Origin of the sequence: Propionivibrio sp., assembly GCF_041441355.1 — a bacterium.
Taxonomy (GTDB): Bacteria; Pseudomonadota; Gammaproteobacteria; order Burkholderiales; family Rhodocyclaceae; genus Propionivibrio.
The window spans coordinates 1-20,751 of the sequence record NZ_JASDTF010000016.1 but is presented as its reverse complement, the minus strand read 5'-3'; the positions used below and the strand labels follow the sequence as shown (position 1 = coordinate 20,751).

Annotated in this window: 18 protein-coding genes and 1 pseudogene; 4 read left to right on the top strand and 15 right to left on the bottom strand. The window is 63.6% G+C overall.

Features of this window, described 5'->3' with window-relative positions; genetic code table 11:
* Positions 1-26 precede the first annotated feature (26 nt).
* The 6 genes from atpB to mnmG form a co-directional block, all read right to left on the bottom strand.
* The gene (atpB, locus tag QMB55_RS04685) at positions 27-890 is read right to left on the bottom strand and encodes a F0F1 ATP synthase subunit A (RefSeq protein ID WP_497587513.1); all 864 of its coding nucleotides are present in this window, start codon (positions 888-890) and stop codon (positions 27-29) included.
* Between the two features lie 2 nt (positions 891-892).
* Positions 893-1,279: an ATP synthase subunit I gene (locus tag QMB55_RS04680; protein ID WP_497587512.1), complete on the bottom strand. Its 387-nt coding sequence runs from the start codon at positions 1,277-1,279 to the stop codon at positions 893-895.
* A gap of 102 nt (positions 1,280-1,381) precedes the next feature.
* Positions 1,382-2,230: a ParB/RepB/Spo0J family partition protein gene (locus QMB55_RS04675; RefSeq protein WP_497587511.1), complete on the bottom strand. Its 849-nt coding sequence runs from the start codon at positions 2,228-2,230 to the stop codon at positions 1,382-1,384.
* Complete coding sequence (locus tag QMB55_RS04670) at positions 2,227-3,036, bottom strand: ParA family protein (protein WP_497587510.1); 810 nt, start codon at positions 3,034-3,036, stop codon at positions 2,227-2,229. The genes QMB55_RS04675 and QMB55_RS04670 overlap by 4 nt, the downstream gene beginning before the upstream one ends.
* A 1-nt stretch (position 3,037) precedes the next feature.
* Entirely contained in the window at positions 3,038-3,712 is a 675-nt protein-coding gene (gene rsmG / locus QMB55_RS04665) for a 16S rRNA (guanine(527)-N(7))-methyltransferase RsmG (RefSeq protein ID WP_497587509.1), read from the bottom strand.
* Positions 3,709-5,619, bottom strand: a complete 1,911-nt coding sequence (gene mnmG / locus QMB55_RS04660; RefSeq protein ID WP_497587508.1) for a tRNA uridine-5-carboxymethylaminomethyl(34) synthesis enzyme MnmG — start codon at positions 5,617-5,619, stop codon at positions 3,709-3,711. Before mnmG ends, rsmG begins: the two co-directional genes overlap by 4 nt.
* A gap of 147 nt (positions 5,620-5,766) precedes the next feature.
* Here mnmG and QMB55_RS04655 point away from each other — a divergent pair, with 147 nt between their 5' ends.
* Entirely contained in the window at positions 5,767-7,485 is a 1,719-nt protein-coding gene (locus QMB55_RS04655) for a response regulator (RefSeq protein ID WP_497587507.1), read from the top strand.
* Between the two features lie 7 nt (positions 7,486-7,492).
* Here QMB55_RS04655 and garD read toward each other — a convergent pair whose 3' ends face one another.
* The 8 genes and pseudogenes from garD to QMB55_RS04615 all read right to left on the bottom strand — a co-directional run.
* A complete protein-coding gene (gene garD / locus QMB55_RS04650) occupies positions 7,493-9,046 on the bottom strand; it encodes a galactarate dehydratase (RefSeq protein WP_497587506.1) in 1,554 nt (517 codons plus the stop codon).
* A 22-nt stretch (positions 9,047-9,068) separates the two neighbouring features.
* Positions 9,069-9,869, bottom strand: coding sequence for an aldo/keto reductase (locus QMB55_RS04645; protein WP_497587505.1), 801 nt, complete (start codon positions 9,867-9,869; stop codon positions 9,069-9,071).
* 29 nt (positions 9,870-9,898) lie between these two features.
* Positions 9,899-11,164 carry a glycerate kinase type-2 family protein gene (locus QMB55_RS04640; protein ID WP_497587504.1) on the bottom strand — a complete coding sequence of 422 codons (1,266 nt, stop codon included), beginning with the start codon at positions 11,162-11,164 and terminating at the stop codon, positions 9,899-9,901.
* Between the two features lie 29 nt (positions 11,165-11,193).
* Complete coding sequence (gene glxR / locus QMB55_RS04635; RefSeq protein WP_497587503.1) at positions 11,194-12,087, bottom strand: 2-hydroxy-3-oxopropionate reductase; 894 nt, start codon at positions 12,085-12,087, stop codon at positions 11,194-11,196.
* 47 nt (positions 12,088-12,134) lie between these two features.
* The gene (garL, locus tag QMB55_RS04630; RefSeq protein WP_497587502.1) at positions 12,135-12,905 is read right to left on the bottom strand and encodes a 2-dehydro-3-deoxyglucarate aldolase; all 771 of its coding nucleotides are present in this window, start codon (positions 12,903-12,905) and stop codon (positions 12,135-12,137) included.
* Positions 12,906-12,928: 23 nt separating this feature from the next.
* Positions 12,929-14,278, bottom strand: a complete 1,350-nt coding sequence (gudD, locus tag QMB55_RS04625; RefSeq protein WP_497587501.1) for a glucarate dehydratase — start codon at positions 14,276-14,278, stop codon at positions 12,929-12,931.
* Between the two features lie 21 nt (positions 14,279-14,299).
* Positions 14,300-15,697, bottom strand: coding sequence for an enolase C-terminal domain-like protein (locus tag QMB55_RS04620; RefSeq protein ID WP_497587500.1), 1,398 nt, complete (start codon positions 15,695-15,697; stop codon positions 14,300-14,302).
* Between the two features lie 69 nt (positions 15,698-15,766).
* Positions 15,767-17,029, bottom strand: a pseudogene (locus QMB55_RS04615) (MFS transporter); the annotation flags it as partial.
* Positions 17,030-17,293: 264 nt separating this feature from the next.
* On the opposite strand from QMB55_RS04615, the gene QMB55_RS04610 reads away from it, so the two are divergent.
* Entirely contained in the window at positions 17,294-18,073 is a 780-nt protein-coding gene (locus QMB55_RS04610) for a FadR/GntR family transcriptional regulator (protein WP_497587499.1), read from the top strand.
* 37 nt (positions 18,074-18,110) lie between these two features.
* Here QMB55_RS04610 and mutY read toward each other — a convergent pair whose 3' ends face one another.
* Positions 18,111-19,202, bottom strand: coding sequence for an A/G-specific adenine glycosylase (gene mutY, locus QMB55_RS04605; RefSeq protein WP_497587498.1), 1,092 nt, complete (start codon positions 19,200-19,202; stop codon positions 18,111-18,113).
* A gap of 187 nt (positions 19,203-19,389) precedes the next feature.
* Here mutY and QMB55_RS04600 point away from each other — a divergent pair, with 187 nt between their 5' ends.
* Positions 19,390-19,980, top strand: coding sequence for a flavin reductase family protein (locus QMB55_RS04600; protein ID WP_497587497.1), 591 nt, complete (start codon positions 19,390-19,392; stop codon positions 19,978-19,980).
* A 77-nt stretch (positions 19,981-20,057) separates the two neighbouring features.
* Positions 20,058-20,504, top strand: coding sequence for a c-type cytochrome (locus tag QMB55_RS04595; RefSeq protein ID WP_497587496.1), 447 nt, complete (start codon positions 20,058-20,060; stop codon positions 20,502-20,504).
* Positions 20,505-20,751: the final 247 nt, after the last annotated feature.

The window sequence follows — 20,751 nt, the reverse complement described above, 5'->3', positions numbered from 1 at the left end:
ACTAACTAAGTGTGGGTTAAAACAAATCAGTGGCTTTCGTGCGCCTGGCCGATATAGACCAGGGTCAGCATCATGAAGATGAAGGCTTGCAGCACGACGATGAAAATGTGGAAGAGCGCCCAACCGGTACCGGCAATGACGTGGCCGATCCAGAGCAACGGGCCGGAGAGACCGGCCGAGACCCCCAGCGTCGCGCCCATCAGGGCGATCAGCATGAAGAGCAGTTCGCCTGCGTACATGTTGCCGAACAGACGCATACCGTGCGACACGGTTTTGGCCAGGAATTCGATCATCTGCATCAGGAAGTTCGGCAGGTAGAGCAAAGGATGGTTGCCGAACGGCGCGGTAAAGAGTTCATGCACCCAACCGCCGAAGCCCTTGACCTTGATGTTGTACCAGAAGCAGAGCAGCAGCACCCCGACCGACATGCCCAGCGTACCGTTGAGGTCCGCAGTCGGCACCACGCGCAGGTAGGCATGCGGGTTGCCGGTCAGTTTCTGCCACAGCATCGGCAACGCGTCGACAGGCAGGAAATCCATCGAATTCATCAGGAAGACCCAGACGAACACGGTCAACGCGAGTGGGGCGACGAATTTACGCGATTCCTCGCTGTGGACGATGGCTTTGGCCTGGTTGGCAACCATTTCAAGCAGGATTTCCAGCGCTGCCTGCGCCCGCCCGGGAACGCCAGCAGTGGCCGCACGCGAGATGCGGAACATGAAGAACAGGCCGATCACCCCGGTCAGCACTGAGAAAAACAGTGTATCGAGGTTGAGCACGCTGAAATCAACGATCGACGTCTGGGCATGCCCGGTGGTGTTCAACTGGGTCAGGTGGTGGACAACGTATTCACCCGCTGTCGGCGCAGCAGCTTCGTGACCTGTAGCCATATTCAAGACTTCTTAAAAAAAGCCAAAAACCCCGCTTGCAGCGCAAGCCCCAAACCGATCAGCATGGCTGGCCAATGCAGATCAGCATATGTTTTCACGATCAAAACCAACAGCGCGATCGTCGCAGCCACTTTGACGAACTCGCCGAGGAAAAAATTCGCCGCGTACGACGCTCCGGGCTTTTTGCTCAGCGCATAAAGCCGCAGGGCGAACATGAAATTCGGCACAACGCAGGCAGCGCCGCCGAGCAAAGCCGACTCCGCAGCCCGCGCGCCCGCCATCACGGCAAAGACCGCGGCAGCGAGAAGCGTGGCGACGACTTGCAGTAGGATAGCTCTGAACACGCGCTCAACACAAAAAACCGTGCAATTATTTTGTATTTCAGTCAACCAAATGACTCAAAACAAAACAGCTGCAACGAGATAAACTTTGGGACTATAGCACTTTGCTACCACAAAAGACAATAGGCGACGCCAATTGCATTTAATGAGCTAGCGCAAACGCTGGAGTATGCCCTCGAGCTGATCAAGATCACCGAAATCAATCTGGATCTTGCCAGCACCTTTCTTATTGGTACGAATCTCCACTTTGGCACCAAGGAAATCGGAAAGTTCCTCTTGCAGACGCAAGACGTCGCGATCAGGCTTCGCTTCTTCGCTCGCCTTCGGCGGTTTGAGCGCCAATTGCGCCAGCCGCTCGGCTTCGCGCACCGACAAGCCTTTTTGCACGATCCGCTGCGCAAGCTGAATCTGGAGCACGGCGGACAACGGCAACAGCGCCCGCGCGTGCCCCATGTCGAGCTCGCCGCGCATCAGCATTTCCTGGACCGGCGGCGCGAGTTGCAGCAGGCGCAGCAGGTTCGACGCCGCCGGACGCGAACGCCCAACGGCGTCGGCCGCCTGCTGATGGGTCATCGAGAATTCGTCGATCAGCCGTTGCAGACCTTGGGCCTCTTCAAGCGGGTTGAGGTTTTCGCGCTGGATGTTCTCGATCAGCGCCATCGCCAACGCCGACTCGTCCGGAATCTCGCGCACCAGCGTCGGCACGTCCTCAAGGCCCGCCATCTGGGCCGCACGCCAGCGCCGTTCGCCGGCGACTATTTCATAGCGTTCGCCCCCCTGCCCGTCACCGACGGGACGAACCAGGATCGGCTGCATCAGCCCCTGGGCGCGAATCGAGGCGGCCAGTTCTTCGAGCGACGCCGGGTCCATCTGCGTCCGCGGCTGGTATTTCCCGGGCTGGAGCCGGCCGACCGGCAGCGAGCGCTGCTGTTCCTTGCCCGGTTTTTCGTTGCCGGCCAGCAAGGCGTCGAGGCCACGACCGAGTCCCTTCATTTTCATGCCCGAACTCCCTGCTCTTCCTGCGGAACGACACGCGGCGTCGCACCGTCGCGCCGTCCGATGATTTCCTGCGCCAGCGCCATGTAAGCTTGCGCACCGCGCGACTGCTTGTCGAAGGCGATCACCGGCTTGCCATAAGACGGCGCCTCGGCCAGACGTACGTTGCGCGGAATGATCGAGGTATAGACTTTGCTGCCGAAGTGCTCGACCAACTCGCCCGACACCTGTTGGGTCAGTGTCGAGCGCGGATCGTAGAGCGTGCGCAGCAGCCCTTCGATCTCCAGGCGCGGATTGAGGTTGGCGCGCACCAGCTTGAGGGTGGCGACGAGGTCGGTCAGCCCTTCCAGCGCATAGTATTCGCACTGCATCGGAATCATCACCGCCTGAGCGGCGACCAGCCCGTTGACCGTCAGCATGTTCAGCGCCGGCGGACAATCCATCAGGATGAAATCGTAGTCTTCGAGCACCGGTGCGAGCGCATCGCGCAGACGGAACTCGCGCCCGGCAATGTCGATCAGCTCGACTTCGGCGCCGGCCAGTTCGCGGTTGGCGGGCAGGATGTCGAAGCCAAATTCGGTCTGGATGCGCGCCTCGGCGAGCGTCGAGCTGCCGATCAGGATCTGGTAGACGGTTGGGAGCGCCTCGCGTTTGACGACACCGCATCCGGTCGTAGCATTGCCCTGCGGATCAAGGTCGATCATCAGCACGCGCTCGCCGAGCAGGGCCAGGCAGGCTGACAGGTTCACCGCCGTCGTGGTTTTGCCGACGCCGCCTTTCTGGTTCGTGACTGCAAGGATTCTGGCCACTTCAGTTCCCCCCCATGCTCGACGCTTGCACTGCAGCGCCGTCGTTGTCGAGTATCACCACATGCCGTTCGCCTTCCACACCGGGCACCTGCAGCGGATGCACCGCGCGCACCCGCACGCCTGCCGGCAGCGCGGCGATTTCCGCCTCCGGCCGAACCCCTTTCATCGCCAACCAGACACCGTCTGCGGCCAGCAGGTGGCGCGAGAGGACGACGAAATCAGCCAGTTCGGCAAAGGCGCGCGAGGTGATCGCCGAGAACGGCAATGACGGATGATACTGTTCGACCCGGCCGCAGTGAACGTTCACGTTCGACAAGCGGAGTTCGATCGCCGCCTGACGCAGAAAAGCCGTCTTCTTCGAATTGCTGTCGATGAGCGTCACCGCCAGCTCGGGCAGGACGATGGCCAGCGGAATGCCGGGCATGCCGCCGCCGCTGCCGACGTCAAGCAGCGTCCCTGCCGGCACGTGCGGCAGCACCGCCAGCGAATCGAGTAGATGGTGGCTGACCGCCTTATCGGCGCCGCGCAGTGCGGTCAGGCTGTAGGTCTTGTTCCACTTCTCGAGCAGCGCGGCATAGGCGAGCAACTTCTCCTGCGCCGCTGCCGGCACCTCCAGCCCCATCGCCGCCAGCCCCTGCGCCAACTGTTGCGCCGCCGCTCCGCCCATCCCGCTCATGGCTTGGCTCCCACATCGCTCGCCAGTTCGGCGCGCTTGAGATAGACCAGCAGGATCGAAATCGCTGCTGGGGTCATGCCCTGAATGCGCGAAGCCTGGCCGATGGTCTGCGGACGATGGCGTTCGAGCTTCTGCCGGATCTCGTTCGACAGCCCGCCGATGCGCGCATAGTCGAGGTCAGCCGGAAGGGCCTGGGTTTCGCTGGCCCGGCTCTTGGCCACGTCTTCGGCCTGACGGTCGATGTAGCCGCGATATTTAGCCTGGATTTCGACCTGCTCGATGACCAGCGGATCGGAGAGCCCGGCATCGACGCTGGCTTCGCCGAGGCGCAGCGTCATCAAATCGGCATAGTTCACGTCCGGGCGGCGAAGCAGGTCATACAGCGTATATTCGCGCTCGATGCCCTTGCCGAGCACGCGCTCGGCCTCGCCGGCCGCCAGCCGCTGCGGATGCACCCAGGTCGAGCGCAGGCGTTCCTCCTCGCGTGCGATCGCTTCACGCTTCTCGCAGAAGGCCGCCCAGCGGGCGTCCCCGACCAGCCCGAGCGCCCGTCCCTGCTCGGTCAGGCGCATGTCGGCGTTGTCCTCGCGCAAGCTCAGGCGGAATTCGGCGCGGCTCGTAAACATGCGATAGGGCTCGGAAACGCCGCGCGTGATCAGGTCGTCGACCAGCACGCCAAGGTAGGCTTCGTCGCGCCGCGGCGACCACGCCGCTTTGTCCTGCGCCTGCAGCGCCGCGTTGGCGCCGGCCAGCAGACCCTGCGCGGCAGCTTCTTCATAGCCGGTGGTGCCGTTGATCTGGCCGGCAAAGAAGAGCCCACCGATGGCCTTGGTTTCCAGCGAAGCCTGCAAGCCGCAGGGATCGTAGTAGTCGTACTCGATGGCGTAGCCCGGGCGCAGGATGTGGCAGTTCTCGAGACCACGCATCGAACGCACGAGGTCGAGTTGGACATCGAAAGGCAGGCTGGTCGAAATCCCGTTCGGGTAGATTTCGTGTGTTCCCAGACCTTCCGGCTCAAGGAAGACGTTGTGGCTGGATTTGCTCGCGAAGCGGTGAATCTTGTCCTCGATCGACGGGCAGTAGCGCGGCCCGACGCCTTCGATGACCCCGGCGTACATCGGCGAGCGGTCGAGGTTGGCGCGGATGATCTCGTGTGTGCGCTCGTTGGTGCTGGTCACCCAGCACGGCAGCTGGCGCGGGTGCTGACAGGCGTTGCCGAGGAAGGAGAACACCGGCAGCGGATCGTCCGAATGCTGCTGCTCGAGCGCCGCGAGGTCGATCGTCCGCCCGTCCAAGCGCGGCGGCGTGCCCGTCTTCAGGCGCCCGGCGGGCAGCTGCAGGTCGCGCAGGCGCGCCGCGAGCGGGATCGCCGGCATGTCGCCCATGCGGCCACCGCTGGCGCTCTGCAGGCCGACGTGGATCAGGCCATTGAGGAAAGTCCCGGCGGTCAGCACCACGGCGCGTGCCGCAAAGCGCACGCCGAGCTGGGTGACCACCCCGGCAACGCGCTCGCCCTCGACGATCAAGTCGTCGCAAGCCTGCGCAAAAAGGGTCAGGTTGGGCTGGTTCTCGAGGCGGCTGCGGATCGCCTGCTTGTACAGCACGCGGTCGGCTTGCGCGCGCGTTGCGCGCACCGCCGGCCCCTTGGACGAATTGAGGATGCGGAACTGGATGCCGGCCTCGTCGGTGGCCGCCGCCATTGCGCCGTCGAGCGCATCGACCTCCTTGACCAGATGCCCCTTGCCGATGCCACCGATCGAGGGGTTGCAGCTCATCGCCCCGAGCGTGTCGAGGTTGTGGGTGAGCAGCAGCGTCTTCGCGCCCATGCGCGCGCTGGCGAGTGCCGCCTCGGTGCCGGCATGGCCGCCGCCGACGACGATGACGTCAAAACGGTCCGGAAACAACATCTGGGAAGGAAGGAGAAAGGCGAACGACGAAGGGAGCGGATTCTACGCCAATTCGCTGAAAAATAACAGGTTTCATTGCCATCCAAGCCCCCGATCCACTCTCGGCCGGCGCTTGCCCGAAAAACGGCCGTCGCGTAAGGTTCGCACATGCCCGCCCCCTCCGAAACCACCGGCGCCGAACTGCAGGCCAAGATCGGCAAGGACTTCCCGCGCATGCGCGTGCTTCTCGTCGACCGTCACAGCGGCGCGCGCCACACGCTGCGCAGCATCCTGTCGACGCTCGGTTTCACCGCCATTCACAACGCGGCGACGAGCACCGAGGTGATGCGGCAGATCAAGGGCAACGATTTCGACCTCATCCTCTCCGACTACCACCTCGACGACGGACGCGACGGTCAGCAACTGCTGGAAGAGCTGCGCGAACAGCACCTCATCTCGCTGTCGACGGTGTTCATGCTGATCACCGCCGAACGTACCTACCGCAACGTCGTTTCCGTCGCCGAGCTGGCGCCCGACGATTACCTGATCAAGCCCTTCACCGCCGAGCAACTGCAAACGCGGCTCACCCGAGCGCTGCACAAGAAACGCTTCTTCGCCCGCGTCCTCCGTCACCTCGACGAAGGCGCCTACAGCGATGCCCTCGCGGCGTGCGAAGCGCTGCTTGCCCAGGATTCGCCCTTCCACCTCGACACCCTGCGCTTCAAGGGTGAGATCCTCAACGCGCTCGGGCGGCACGATGAAGCGCAGGTCGTCTACCAGCAGGTTCTGGCCGGCGCCGCCGTGCCCTGGGCGCGCATGGGCTTGGCCATCGCCCTGCGCGGGCTCGGCCAGTTCGCCGAAGCAGAAACCCTGGGCGTCGCCTTGATCGAGGATTTTCCGGAATACCTCGCGGCCTACGATTTCGTCGCCAGCGTGCGCGAAGAGCAGGGCCGGCTCGCCGAAGCGCAAAACCTCCTGCAGCAGGCTGCCGACATCTCGCCCAACAATTCCCTGCGTCAGCGCCTGGTCGGCGAAGTCGCCGCCCGCAACGAAGACCTTGACGCCGCCGAGCGTGCTTACGGCAAGGTGCTTGAGCGCCAGCGTGGCTCGAGTCTGCGCGTCATCGACGACTACACCAACCTGACTCGGGTGATGCTCGACCGCGGCAACGTCGCCGGCGCCCGCCTCGTCACCCAAAACCTTCGCCGCGACTGGCGCGGCAATCCGCAAGGCGAACTCGCCGCTCTGGTCATGGACAGTCTGTGCAGCGGCCAGGAGGGTGAGCCGGCCAAGGCGCGCGAAGCGCTCGACAAGGCGCTCGCCCTGCACGCCCGCATGCAGGAAGAACACAGCGTCGACGCGGCGGATGCCGCCTCGCAAAAGACTACCGTCGACCTCGCGCACGCCTGCCTCGCCGCCGGCAACGAGGCGCAAGCCCAGGCCATCCTCGGCAAGGTCGCCGCCGAGAACCACGAAGATCGCGCAATGATCGCGCACATCCAGGGGGTGTTCACCAAGACCGGCAAGAAGGACGCGGGTCAGACGCTGCTCGCGAAGGTCGGGCGCGAAATCGTCGAACTCAACAACCGCGGCGTGATGGCCGCGCGCAGCGGCGATCTCGAGGCCTCGGTGCGGATGCTGATCGAAGCCGCCGAGCGGGTTCCGAACCTGCAATTCCTGGTCAACGCCAGCAAGGCCATCTTCACCCTGCTCGAGCGCAAGGGCTGGGACCCCGAGCTCGGACAGCGCGGCCTGCGCTACCTGCAACTGGCGCAAGGCAAAGACCCGCGCAGCCCCAAGGTGCTCTCGGCGCGCGAGCTTTACCGTCAGATCGCGCGCAAATACGGGATCGACACGCCCCGCCCTGCCACCGGCGCGCGCGAGTAGACCGTCCTCAGGTCACCGGTGCCGGATTGAACACCGCCAGGGCATTGAACAAGCCCCACTGATCCGCCCAGGTTTTCTTGCGCCCGCTCGCGACCTCGAGGATCAGCCGGAAAATTTCCCAGCCGACCTCTTCGATCGTCGCCTCGCCGGTGGCAATCGTCCCCGCATCGACCTCCATCAGATCGTGCCAGCGGGCGGCCAGATCGCTGCGGGTCGCCACCTTGATCACCGGCGCGGCCTCAAGGCCGTACGGTGTGCCGCGCCCGGTCGTGAACACCTGCACGGTCATCCCCGACGCCAGTTGCTGCGTCCCGCAAACGAAATCGCTGGCCGGGGTCGCCGCGTAGATCAAACCTTTCTGGGCCACTTTTTCGCCCGGCGCAAGCACGCCCGCGATGGCGCTGCTGCCGGACTTGGCAATCGAGCCCATGGCCTTTTCGACGATGTTCGCCAGGCCGCCCTTCTTGTTGCCCGGCGTCGTGTTGGCCGCGCGATCGGTCTGCCCGAGCGCGAGGTAGTCGTCATACCAGGCCATCTCGCGCAGCAGGGCCTTGCCGACGTCCTGATTGACCACACGCGGCGTCAAAAGGTGGATCGCGTCACGCACTTCGGTCACTTCCGAGAACATCACCGTCGCGCCTGCTCGCACCAGCAGATCGGCGGCATAACCGACGGCCGGGTTGGCGGTGACGCCCGAAAACGCGTCGCTGCCCCCGCACTGCAGCCCCACGATCAGGTCGGACGCCGGGCAAGTTTCGCGCCGACGCTGGTTGAGCCGCGCCAGATGCACTTCGGCCTGCTTCATGATCTCGACCACCATCGACTGAAAGCCGGAGAACTTCTCGTCCTGCAAGCAGACGACCGCATCGCTGACCACCTTGATCGGCAGGGTGCCCGGGCCACCTTCACCCAGAAGACGATCCGGCGGCAGCTTCTCACAGCCAAGGCTGATGACGAAAACCTCGTTGCCGAAGTTGGGGTTGAGCGCCAGGTTGTGGATCGTGCGGATCGGCACGACCGCCGCCGGCGCATTGATCGCCACGCCGCAGCCGTAAAGGTGGTTGAGCCCGACGACGCCGTCGACGTTCGGGTATTTCGGCAGCAATTCGGCCTTGATCCGCCTGACGACGTAATCGACAACGCCGGCGACGCACTGCACGGTCGTCGTGATCGCCAGCATGTTCTTGGTGCCGACGGTGCCATCCGGATTGCGGTAGCCTTCGAAGGTGTACCCTTCCAGCGGCGGCAAGGGCACCGGCACCTTGTTCGCCAGCGGCAACGACGCCAGCGGCGGGGCTTCGGGCAGCCGCACCAGCGATTCTTCGATCCAGGAGCCGCGCGCAATCGCCTGCTCCGCATAGCCAATGACTTCGCCATAGCGAAGGATCGCGGCATCCTGAGCCAGGTCGACGAGCGCGACCTTGTGCCCCTGCGGCACGTGCTCGCGCAGCGTCAGGCCGTCGTCAAAGACCGTTCCGGCCGGCAGTCCGCCAGAATTGACGACGATCGCCACGTTGTCGGTTGCATGCACCTTGATGTAGAGCGGCTTACTGGTTTTCATGGTGGGATTCCGAAGTGTGGGTTCAGAGCATTTCTAGCGCCGTCGCGTGCTCGGGTGGGGGAAACAAGCGATCGAGCGCCGCAAGCACCGTCGCGTCGAGCGTGCAGTTCAGTGCCGAAAAATTCTCAGTGAGGTGCTGGCGCGTCGAGGCTTTGGGGATGGCGATCACCCGATCCTGGCGCAGCAACCAAGCGATTGCGAGCTGCGCGGGAGTAAAGCCGTGTTGCCTGGCCAACGCGCAGAAGGCACGGTGATTGAGCAGCCGCGATTGTTCGATCGGGGAGTAGGCCATCAGCGGGATACGCCGTGTTTGACACCACGGCAGCACATCCCATTCGACCCCGCGCCGGGTCAGGTTGTAGAGAACCTGATTGGTCGCCACGGCATCGCCGCCCGGCAGATCGCACCATGCCTGCAGGTCGTCGAGGTCGAAGTTACTGACGCCCCAATGGCGAATCTTGCCTTGCGCCTGCAAGGCCACAAAGGCTTCGATCGTCTCGGTGAAGGGCACGTCGCCACGCCAATGGAGCAGGTAAAGATCAAGGCAGTCGACGCCCAGGCGCTTCAGGCTGCGCTCGCAGGCAAGCTGCGCGGCTTTGCGCCCGGCGTTGTGGGGATAGACCTTGCTGACCAGAAAAGCCTGTTCGCGCCGGCCGCGAATCGCTTCGCCGACGAGTTTTTCCGACGCCCCTTCCCCGTACATTTCGGCGGTGTCGATCAGCGTCATGCCGAGCTCGATGCCCTGTTGCAGGGTCGAAATTTCCTCGCTACGCCGGGCCGCATCCTCGCCGATCATCCAGGTGCCCATGCCCAGGGCCGGCACCTCTTCTCCGCTAGGCAAGGCAACGCGTTTCATACGATCAGCACGGCCCGAAAATCATTGACGTTGGTGAGCGTCGGGCCGGTAACGATGGCATCGCCCAAGGCACCGAAAAACCCATGCCCGTCGTTGTCCGCAAGGGCCTCCTTGGGCTGGATGCCTCGATCCCAGGCGCGTTGCAGCGAGTCCGGCGCCAGGTAGGCGCCGGCGATCTCTTCCTGTCCGTCGGCGCCGTCGGTATCGCCGGCCAGGGCATAAACGCCGGGCAAACCGTCCAGAGCGATCCCCAGGGACAGCAGGTATTCGACGTTACGCCCGCCTTTGCCCTGCCCGCGCACCGTCACCGTGGTCTCGCCGCCCGAAAGGATGAGGCAGGGCTTTTGAAACGGCTGGTCGCAACGTGCCACCTGCCGGGCGATCCCCGCCATCGCCTTGCCGATGTCCCGCGCTTCGCCCTCAAGACTGTCGCCCAGGATATGCACGTCCAGCCCTTGGGCCAGCGCCACTTCGGCCGCGGCCTCGAGGGCCATCTGCGGTGTGGCGATCAGATGCGTCTCACACTCAGCCACGCGCAGATCATCGGGTTTGATCGATTCGCCGTCACCACTTTCGAGTATCCGCCTGACGTTTTCAGGCAATGAAATTCCATAACGGCGCACGATGGCCAGCGCATCCGCACAGGTGGTCGGATCGCCGACCGTCGGCCCGGAAGCAATGTCGCACGGATTGTCGCCGGGCACGTCGGAAATCAGCAGGGTGACCACCTTGGCGGGATAACACGCCGCCGCGAGCCGCCCCCCCTTGATCGCCGAGAGATGACGACGCACGCAATTGATCTCGCGGATGCTCGCGCCGCACTTGAGCAATTCGCGACTGACGGCCTGCTTGTCCTCGAGACTGATTCCGTCCAGCGGCAAGGGCAGCAAGGCCGAGCCGCCTCCGGAGATGAGACAAAGCACCGTATCGTCGGCCGACAATCCGCTGACCAGCGCCATGAGGCGCCTGGCCGCTTCGAGTCCGGCCGCATCCGGGACCGGATGGGCCGCCTCGACGATTTCGATGCGTCCACAGGGCACCGAATGCCCGTAGCGGGTCACGACCAGGCCGGAAATCGGCTCGGGCCAGTATTGCTCGACCACCCGCGCCATTTCCGCCGAGGCTTTGCCCGCCCCGATGACCACCAGCCTGCCGGCGGGAGTCTCCGGCAGATACAGGGGAATCCCGTGAATCGGCTGCGCCGACTCGATTGCTGCACGGAAGATTTTTTCCAGCAGTTCACGTGCATTGTGCGTGCTCATCGGCGCCGTCCTTTCTCCAACGAGGATGATTATTCGCTCTTTTGCCCAATCTCGAAGTTGGCCATCCGTTCGAGCGCACGCACCATGCCCGAGTGATCCCAGGCCCGGCCGCCATGCGCGACACAACTGTTGAACAGTTCCTGCGCCGTTGCGGTATTGGGCAGCGACAGACCGAGCTGGCGCGCCGAACTCAATGCCAGGTTGAGGTCCTTCTGGTGCAATTCGATGCGGAAGCCCGGATTGAAGGTGCGCTTGACCATGCGCTCGCCATGCACTTCGAGAATCTTCGACGAAGCGAAACCGCCCATCAGCGCTTCGCGCACTTTGGCCGGATCGGCGCCGGCCTTGGCGGCAAAGAGCAGCGCTTCGCCGACGGCTTCGATGTTGAGCGCGACGATGATCTGGTTGGCGACCTTGGCGGTCTGTCCATCCCCGTTGCCGCCGACCAGGGTGATGTTCTTGCCCATCAACTCGAACAGCGGTTTGACCGTCGTGAACGCGGCTTCGCTGCCACCGACCATGATCGAGAGCGTGGCATTCTTGGCGCCGACTTCGCCGCCCGAAACCGGCGCATCGAGGTATTCGCAGCCGAGCGCATTGATCTTCCTGGCAAACTCCTTCGTTTCAAGCGGCGAAATCGAGCTCATATCGACGACGATCTTGCCGGCCGAAAGGCCTTCGGCAATGCCGTTGGCGTCAAACAGCGCCGCAGCCACGTGCGGCGTATCGGGCACCATGGTGATGATGATGTCGGCCTTCTGCGCCACCTCCTTACCGCAGGCGCAGGCGATCCCGCCGACTGCAACCAGCGACTGAGGCACACTCGGGAGACTGAACAGAAACACTTCATGCCCGGCCTTGATCAAATGCTCGGCCATCGGCGTTCCCATGATGCCCAGACCGACAAAACCCACTTTACTCATCGAAACACTCCTATGAATTGAATTGCACGCTGCTCGCGCGACGTGCCTCAGACAAACTTGTCCCGCAGGGCCTGGGTGGCTTGGCGAAACACGCCCAGGTCGCTGCCGACCGCGACGAAACTGGCGCCCAGTTCAAGATAGCGGCGCGCATCGGCGTCGACGGGCGCCAGAATTCCCACCGGTTTCCCATGTTGGCGGGCGCACTCGAAGACCCTGGCCATCGCCGCCTGGACTTCGGGATGCGAGGGCTGACCCAGGTGCCCATAACCCGCGGCCAGATCCGACGGTCCGATGAAGATGCCATCGACGCCAGGGACGGCGCAGATCTCGTCCAGCGCCTCGATGCCCGCGCGGCTCTCCACCTGAACCATCACGCTGATGTTGTCGTTGATCACCTGCATGTATTCCGGCACCGTGCCGTAGCGGTTGCTGCGATGTGACACCGAAACGCCGCGGATGCCGTGCGGCGGGTAACGGGTCGCCGCCACGGCGCGACGCGCGTCGTCGGCCGACTCGACAAAGGGAATCAGGAAGTTGTAGAACCCCGCGTCCAGCAAGCGCTTGATCACCACCGCATCGTTCCAGGGCGGACGCACCACCGGCGCGCTGCTGCTGTCCTTGAGCGCCATCAGTTGCGGGATCAGCGACAGCACATCGTTCGGTGCATGCTCGGCATCGAGCAGCAGCCAGTCGAACCCGGCCAGGCCGATCACCTCGGTCGTGATCGGGCTGCCCAGCGAGCACCAGCAACCGATGAGCGTTTTCCCCGCCAGCAGATCGTGGCGAAACGTATTCGGGATTCCGGTATAGGCTTTCATTCTTTCGTTCTCCTGCCGTGTCTTCAGCGCACGAGGCACGGTTTCTTGTGATTAAACGTCCAGCCCGGAATCAGGAACTGCATGGCGACAGCATCGTCACGCGCTCCCAGGCCCATGGCTTTGTAGGCTTGGTGTGCCTTTTCCACTTCCGCCATGTCGATCTCGAGGCCCAGACCCGGCTTCTTCGGCACGCGGATCAGGCCGTCGCGGATCAGATAGGGCTCCTTGGTCAGGCGCTGCCCGTCCTGCCAGATCCAGTGCGTGTCGATCGCCGTCACCTTGCCCGGCGCTGCTGCACCGACATGCGTGAACATCGCCAGCGAAATGTCGAAATGGTTGTTCGAATGCGAGCCCCAGGTCAGGCCGAACATGTTGCACAGCTGCGCGACGCGCACCGAGCCTTGCATCGTCCAGAAGTGCGGGTCGGCGAGCGGGATGTCGACCGATTGCAATTGAATCGAGTGCGCCATCTGCCGCCAGTCGGTGGCGATCATGTTGGTCGCCGTCGGCAGGCCGGTAGCACGACGGAACTCGGCCATTACCTCGCGCCCCGAATACCCGGCTTCGGCACCGGTTGGATCTTCGGCGTAGGCGAGGATGCCGTGCTTGTCGCGGCACAGCCGGATGGCTTCAGCCAATGACCAGGCTCCGTTCGGATCAAGCGTGATACGCGCTTGCGGGAAGCGTTCGTGCAAGGCCACGATGGCCTCCATTTCCGCCTCGCCGGACATCACCCCGCCCTTCAGCTTGAAGTCGTTGAAGCCATACAGGTCGTGCGTCACTTCCGCATAGCGGACGATCGCCTCGGGCGTCAGCGCTTCTTCGTTACGCAGCCGATACCATTCGTGCTCGGCGTTCTCTTCGCTGCGGTAGTTGAGGTTGGTCTTCTTGCGGTCGCCGACGTAGAAGAGGTAGCCGAGAATCTCCACGGCTTCGCGCTGCATGCCTTCGCCCAAAAGCGCCGCAACCGGAACGTTCATGAACTGGCCGAGCAGGTCGAGGAAGGCCGATTCAACGGCGGTCAACGCATGGATCGTGGTGCGCAGGTCGAAGGTCTGCAGGCCCCGGCCGCCCGAATCGCGGTCGCCAAAGGCCGCGCGCATGGCGTTGAGCACGTTGTTGTACTCGCCGAGCGTCTTGCCGAGAATCAAGGGACGCGCATCCTCGATCGTCTGGCGGATTTTCTCGCCGCCCGGGACTTCGCCCAGGCCAGTGTTCCCGGCGCTGTCCTTCATGATCACGATGTTGCGGGTGAAGAACGGGCCGTGCGCGCCCGACAGGTTCAGCTCCATGCTGTCCTGCCCGGCGACCGGAATCACTTGCAGCTCGGTGATGACCGGCGCACCGCTTACGCTTGTGGTGTTTTGACTCATGATGATCTCCCGTGGATAAGTTCAGGCCGGCTTGCGCCCGAGGCTCGGTTGCTTCGGATCGTATTTCCAGCCCGGAATCAGGTATTGCATGGCCATTGCGTCGTCGCGCGCGCCGCTGCCGACTTTCTTGTACAGCGCGTTGGCCTTGAGGATCTGGTCCATGTCCGGCTCGATGCCGAGGCCCGGTTTTTGCGGCACTTGCACCAAGCCGCCGACGATCTTTAGCGGTTCCTTGGTCAAGCGCTCCTGGCCTTCCTGCCAGATCCAGTGCGTGTCGATCGCCGTGATGTCGCCCGGCGCCGCGGCAGCGGCATGGGTAAACATCGCCAGCGAGACGTCGAAGTGGTTGTTTGAGTGCGAGCCCCAGGTCAGCCCGAACTCATCGCACATCTGCGCGACGCGCACCGAGCCCTGCATCGTCCAGAAATGCGGGTCGGCCAACGGGATGTCGACGGAATCGAGCTTGAGCGAATGATTGAGCTGGCGCCAATCAGTCGCCACCATGTTGGTCGCGGTCGGAATGCCCGTGGCACGCTTGAATTCAGCCATGATCTCGCGCCCCGAGTAACCGGCCTCGGGACCGCAGGGATCTTCGGCGTACGTCAGGATGTCGTTCTGGCCCTTGCACACTGCGATCGCCTCAGCCAGCGACCAGGCGGCATTCGGATCGAGGGTCACCCGCGCCTGCGGAAAGCGCTTCTTGATCGCCGCCACAGCCTCGATCTCCTCCTCGCCCCGCATCACACCGCCCTTGAGCTTGAAGTCCGAGAAGCCGTAGTGATCGGCGGACGCCTCAGCCAGGCGGACGATATCGGCCGGTGTCATGGCGACTTCGTGGCGCAGGCGATACCACTCGACCTTCGCGTTCCGATCGCCCAGGTACGGCAGATCCGTCTTGCTCCGCTCGCCGATGTAGAACAGGTAGCTCAGCATGCGCACGGCATCCCGCTGCTTGCCGGCACCAAGCAATTCGCACACCGGCACGCCGAGGTGCTGACCGAGCAGATCGAGCAGCGCTGCCTCAACGGCGGTGATCACATTGTCCATGCGCAGGTTGATCTCGTGCGGCTGCTTGAGCACCCGAGCCTCGGACTCCGAAGTCACCTGATGCACGGTTGCCTGATGCGCAGCCTTGCCGCTGACGAAGGTCTGCCGGATGGCATTGAGGATGCTGTTGTACGTCCCGATCGACTTGCCCACCACGAGGCCGCACGAGCGCTCAAGCGCCTGACGGATGCCTTCGCCTCCGGGCACCTCACCGATGCCGGTATGCCCAGCACTGTCCTTGAGGATGACGATGTTGCGGGTGAAGTACGGGGCATGCGCGCCGCACAGGTTGAACAGCATGCTGTCGTAACCGGCGACGGGGATGACCTGCATTTCGGTCACGACGGGGGTTCCCGACGCAATCTCAGTCATGATGGTCTCCAATTCAGAGAAGGATTTTTAGCCCTTAAGGCGCGCCGCACGGCGCGCCTCAATGCAGACTTATTTCAGCTCGACCCGCTTGATTTCGCCGACCACGAAGAGGTAGCAAAGGGCGGCGATGAAGGCATGGACGCCGACATAGACCAGAGCGCCGTTGAACGAACCTGTGCCTTGCACGATGTAGCCGATGGCGATCGGCGTCGTGATGCTCGAGATGTTGCCGCAGGTGTTGAGCAAGCCACCGCTGAGACCGGCGATCTGTTTCGGCGCGGTGTCGGAGTTGACCGCCCAGCCCAAGGCCCCGATGCCCTTCCCGAAGAACGCCAGCGACATGAAGAAGATCACCAGCGTGGTGTCGTCCGTGTAATTGCAGACGACGATGCTCATCGACAGGATCATGCCGAGGATGATCGGCGTCTTGCGGGCCACGCTCAGCGAGAAGTTCTTGCGCAGGAACCAGTCCGAGATGATGCCCCCGAGCACTCCGCCGACGAAACCCGCTGCAGCCGGCGCCACTGCGGCAAATCCTGCCTTCAGGATGGTCATGCCGCGGGCTTGAACGAGATAGACCGGGAACCAGGTGATGAAGAAATAGGTGAGCGCGTTGATGCAGTACTGCGCCACGTAAATGCCGACCATCATGCGGTTCTTGAGCAGTTGCTTGATGAAGTGCAGCTGCGGCCCGTCGGCAGCCTTCGCCGCACCGTCCTTCTTGTCGAGGTCCTGGTCGAGATTGACCAGGCCGCCACCGTCAGCGATGTACTTCAGCTCCGCTTCATTGACCTTCGGGTGTGCTTTCGGCGCATAGACCACTGCGTTCCAGACCAGCGTAAACAGGATGCCGAGGCCACCCATCACGTAGAAACGTAGGGCCAGCCGAAGGAATGCACGAGCCAGGCCATCAAGGGTACGAAGAACACTTGTGCCGCGTACTGGGCCGAGTTGAAGATCGCCGACGCCGTCCCGCGTTCGTTGCCCGGAAACCAGGCCGCAACGATGCGGCTGTTGGCCGGGAAGGACGGGGCCTCGGCCGCGCCCAGCAGGAAACGCAAGGAAAAGAGCGCCACCAGCGCAGCCGTGCCGGCGAGAAAGGCCACCCCACCCTGAATGAAGGTAAACAGCGACCAGATGAAAATGCTCCAGGCGTAAACCCGCCGCGAGCCGAACTTGTCGAGCAGCCAGCCCCCGGGCAACTGCCCCGCCACGTAGGCCCAGCCGAAAGCCGAGAACACGTAGCCCATCCCGACTGCATCCAGGCCCAATTCCTTGGTGATCGCCGGTCCGGCAATCGAGATCGCGGCGCGGTCCGCGTAATTGATGCACGTGATGAAAAACAAGGCGGCCAAAATCATCCACCGCACCTTGCTGCGTTTGTTTTCCGCGTTGAATACTGCCTGCTCCACCTGAACTGCTTGCCTATCCACGACCGTCTCCTTTTTTGTAGTTGCGCCCCCGCTGAAGCAGCAAGCGCCAGCATCATGACCCGGTTACATAACATACGACGTCGTACGACTATAGGCACTATAATGACTTCTCAAGCAAAAGCAAGCGGTAGCATCATGAATCAACTTCCGGCATGATTTCGCAATGATTTCCACAACCCCGAAGCGAAAAAAATCAGTGACCCTCGCCGAAGAGGTCAAGAACAGCTTGACTCAAAAAATTCGCCAAGGCACCTACCCCCCAGGAACAAAGCTCCCGACGGAGCCCTTGATCATGGCCGAACATGGCGTCAGCCGCACGGTTGTCCGCGAAGCGGTGTCGCGCCTGCAGGCGGCAGGGCTGGTCGAAACCCGGCACGGAATCGGAACCTTCGTGCTTATTCCGCCCCTGGACACCCCACTCATCGATTCGACGACAGTCGTCACCATCCGTGACGTCCTCTCGATGCTGGAACTGCGGATCAGCCTTGAGACCGAAGCCGCAGGCCTTGCCGCTCAACGCCGCACCGACGAGCAACTGAGCCGCATCCGTCTGGCGGTGAATCGATTCGAGGAGTCCATCCTGCGCGGCGACCGCGCCATCGATGCTGATTTCGAATTTCATCTGCAAATCGCGCTGGCGACTCAAAACCGTTACTTCGAAGAAGTGTACCGTCGCCTGGGAACCACCACGATTCCCCGGACGCGGCTCGACACCTCACGGTTTTCAGAGGAAACGGCGCCCAACTATCTCCACCGGGCAAACCGGGAACACGAGCAGATCCTGGACGCGATCGCGCGCAAAGACAGCGACACGGCCCGCGCCTGCATGCGCATGCACCTGTCCAACAGCCGCGAGCGCCTCCGGAAAGCCATCGCGGCAGCGGGTCTCGACAGTACCGCCGCGATCGAAGAACTCAATGCTGCTAGTCATACGACGTCGTAACTTCGCCATTTCCTAAAAAACGGGGCACGCATCCGGCTCATTCGCCGCGACAGCGCGTACGTGCATCGCGCAAAATGCGCCGGATGGGCGTCGGCAAAGCCGCTGTGTCGATCGCCGCCCAAGGCAGCCAGACCCAGCGCCCCGGTTCGCCGCAGGCGGGCGGCAAACGAGGCAGGAAGTACAGCCGTGGCCGCAGCTGCCAATGAAAATGGCTGAAGGTATGACGTAGAGCCGGCAGCGCCTCGCCGGCCCCCAGAACCTCCCCGCTTACGATCAAGGCGTGCTGCAACGCATCGCGCTCGGGCAGGGCCAGCAGGCCGCCCCACAAGCCCGACGCCGGGCGCCGCTCGAGCAGAACCTGCGCACCATCGCTGAGCACCGCCAATTCCGCTTCGCGCTCGGGCAGGCGCTTGCTCGGGCGCGGCTCGGGCAACTCGGCCTGGCGTCCGTGTTGCCGGGCCAGACACTCGTCGTAAAGCGGGCAGGACGGGCAGAAAGGTTGCCGCCGACGACAGGGCCCGGCGCCAAGGTCCATCAAGCCCTGGGTGTACGCCTCGATCCCCGTTTCAGGCAACAAGCGTTCGGCCAGCGCCCACAGCTCGCGTTCAACACGCGGCGAGCCGGGAAAGCCTTCGATGGCGAAACAACGGGCCAGCACCCGTTTGACGTTACCGTCGAGGATCGCGGCGCGGGCACCGAAGGAGAAGGCGGCAATCGCCGCCGCCGTGGTCCGGCCAATGCCCGGCAAGGCCGCGAGCGCCTCCGGCGTGCGCGGAAATTCGCCGCCTTGCGCGACGACGGCCTGCGCACAACGATGCAGGTTGCGTGCCCGGGCGTAATACCCGAGTCCGGCCCAGGCTTCGAGCACGGCGTCGAGCGGGGCCGCCGCCAGGCTCGTCACGTTGGGGAAACGTGTCAAAAAACGCCGGTAATAATCGACCGCAGTCGTCACCTGGGTCTGCTGCAACATGATCTCGGAAAGCCAGACTCGATAAGGATCGCGCGAGCCTTGCCAGGGCAGGTCGTGCCGTCCCTGGCTGCGCTGCCACGCGATCACGCGTGCAGCAAATCCATGCAATTGAGCGCTGTCCACGGCAAGGTGGGCCGCGCCGTTCGACGCTTCGTTCATCCTCTTCCATTCTCGCGGCCCACCGCTCGACAGCGTCGCATGCCGCGCCCATAATCCTGAGTACCCCGGTCGTTTTCCGCCGGCTACGCGCGGCCTGAAACAACCGGAAGAACTTGGTTTTTGCCGGTTCCTGAACTTCCGGGCCTGGCTCCGATCTTAGCATCCTCGCTCAGCCCCAGACCTCACGATGTCCCACACCCAAGATTCCGCCGCACGCGTCCCCCAGGCCGAAAGCCCCTCGCCCTGTTCCGACTGTCCGAGCGGCGCCACGCTGACCGCACAGGGCCTGTGCTGCCGGGATTTCCGTCGCGCGCTCGGCTGCTTCGCCACAGGCGTCACCGTGCTCAGCACCCTCGATGCCGAAGGCCACGCTCGCGGCATGACGATCAGCTCCTTCAATTCCGTCTCGCTCGACCCGCCGTTGATTCTCTGGAGTCTCGCGCTCGACTCGCCGAGCCTGCCGACCTTCCGCGACGCCAGCCATTACGCGGTCAATGTTCTTGCCGCCGACCAGCAAGCCCTCTCCAATCGCTTTGCTTCGCGCCTGTCCGACCGTTTCGAGGGTGTCGACACGCGCAGCGGTCTCTCGGGAACCCCCTTGCTCGAAGGCTGTTGCGCCTGGTTCGAATGCCGGCACGAGGCCATCTACCCGGGCGGCGACCACCTCATTTTCGTCGGCCGCGTCGAGCGCTTCGCCTCGCAACCCGGCCTGGCCCCGCTGCTTTTTCATGCCGGCGCCTATGCCCGGGTGGCCGCGCATGGCGCAGCGCAGGATTGAATCAACGCCCGAAAGCTGTACGATGTTGCCTTTGCTACGTGCGCCATCCCGAACACAACGCTCCTCAAGGGATTTTCATGGATAAGAAACCGCACTCATCCCGTTCGATCATGCTGATCACCCTCGGCGTGGCCATCCTTTTGTCGCTGCTCGTCTGGCCGCTCTCCAAGCTCGGCAAGGGTGACGCCAGCGCCCCCGGCGGCGACGAGGCCGAATTGCGCGTGCAACCCGTAGCCCGCGTCGAAATGCGCCAGGCCCCCGTGGTCCGCAGCGATGGCAAGCCGCGCAGCGGTGAAGCGGTCTACACCGCCATCTGCCAGACCTGCCATGCCGCCGGCCTCGCAGGCGCGCCGAAGACCGGCGACAAAGCTGCCTGGGCTCCGCGCATTGCCAGCGGCAGCGCCGCGCTGCTCAAGACGGCGCTCAACGGCAAGGGTGGCATGCCGGCACGCGGCGGCGGCGCCGACCTCACCGACGCAGAACTCAAGGCTGCCGTCGAATACATCGTCAGCAAGTCGAAGTAGCCCTCGCTGCGGCGAGACCAAGAAACGGGGAGGCTGCGGCCTCCCTTTTTATCGTCTTGGAAATCCCCTGCAGCAGTGGGCAGGCATCTTGACTGCCGCCGCACCGGCAACCGCATCAAGAACAGCACCGTACCCACTGCGGATTCTCTGTGGCAAAAAAATGGACACGGATTCTGCCCACCCATAAAAAAAGAAGGGGAGGCCCGGATGGGCCTCCCCTGCCGGCGCCGCCGAATCGGTGGGCGGT

Bases quoted from the DNA above. Each gene is read 5' to 3' on its own strand.
- atpB (WP_497587513.1), bottom strand. From the start codon at position 890: ATGGCTACAGGTCACGAAGCTGCTGCGCCGACAGCGGGTGAATACGTT.
- QMB55_RS04675 (WP_497587511.1), bottom strand. From the start codon at position 2,230: ATGAAAATGAAGGGACTCGGTCGTGGCCTCGACGCCTTGCTGGCCGGC.
- rsmG (WP_497587509.1), bottom strand. From the start codon at position 3,712: ATGAGCGGGATGGGCGGAGCGGCGGCGCAACAGTTGGCGCAGGGGCTG.
- mnmG (WP_497587508.1), bottom strand. From the start codon at position 5,619: ATGTTGTTTCCGGACCGTTTTGACGTCATCGTCGTCGGCGGCGGCCAT.
- QMB55_RS04655 (WP_497587507.1), top strand. From the start codon at position 5,767: ATGCCCGCCCCCTCCGAAACCACCGGCGCCGAACTGCAGGCCAAGATC.
- garD (WP_497587506.1), bottom strand. From the start codon at position 9,046: ATGAAAACCAGTAAGCCGCTCTACATCAAGGTGCATGCAACCGACAAC.
- QMB55_RS04640 (WP_497587504.1), bottom strand. From the start codon at position 11,164: ATGAGCACGCACAATGCACGTGAACTGCTGGAAAAAATCTTCCGTGCA.
- glxR (WP_497587503.1), bottom strand. From the start codon at position 12,087: ATGAGTAAAGTGGGTTTTGTCGGTCTGGGCATCATGGGAACGCCGATG.
- garL (WP_497587502.1), bottom strand. From the start codon at position 12,905: ATGAAAGCCTATACCGGAATCCCGAATACGTTTCGCCACGATCTGCTG.
- gudD (WP_497587501.1), bottom strand. From the start codon at position 14,278: ATGAGTCAAAACACCACAAGCGTAAGCGGTGCGCCGGTCATCACCGAG.
- QMB55_RS04620 (WP_497587500.1), bottom strand. From the start codon at position 15,697: ATGACTGAGATTGCGTCGGGAACCCCCGTCGTGACCGAAATGCAGGTC.
- QMB55_RS04610 (WP_497587499.1), top strand. From the start codon at position 17,294: ATGATTTCCACAACCCCGAAGCGAAAAAAATCAGTGACCCTCGCCGAA.
- mutY (WP_497587498.1), bottom strand. From the start codon at position 19,202: ATGAACGAAGCGTCGAACGGCGCGGCCCACCTTGCCGTGGACAGCGCT.
- QMB55_RS04600 (WP_497587497.1), top strand. From the start codon at position 19,390: ATGTCCCACACCCAAGATTCCGCCGCACGCGTCCCCCAGGCCGAAAGC.
- QMB55_RS04595 (WP_497587496.1), top strand. From the start codon at position 20,058: ATGGATAAGAAACCGCACTCATCCCGTTCGATCATGCTGATCACCCTC.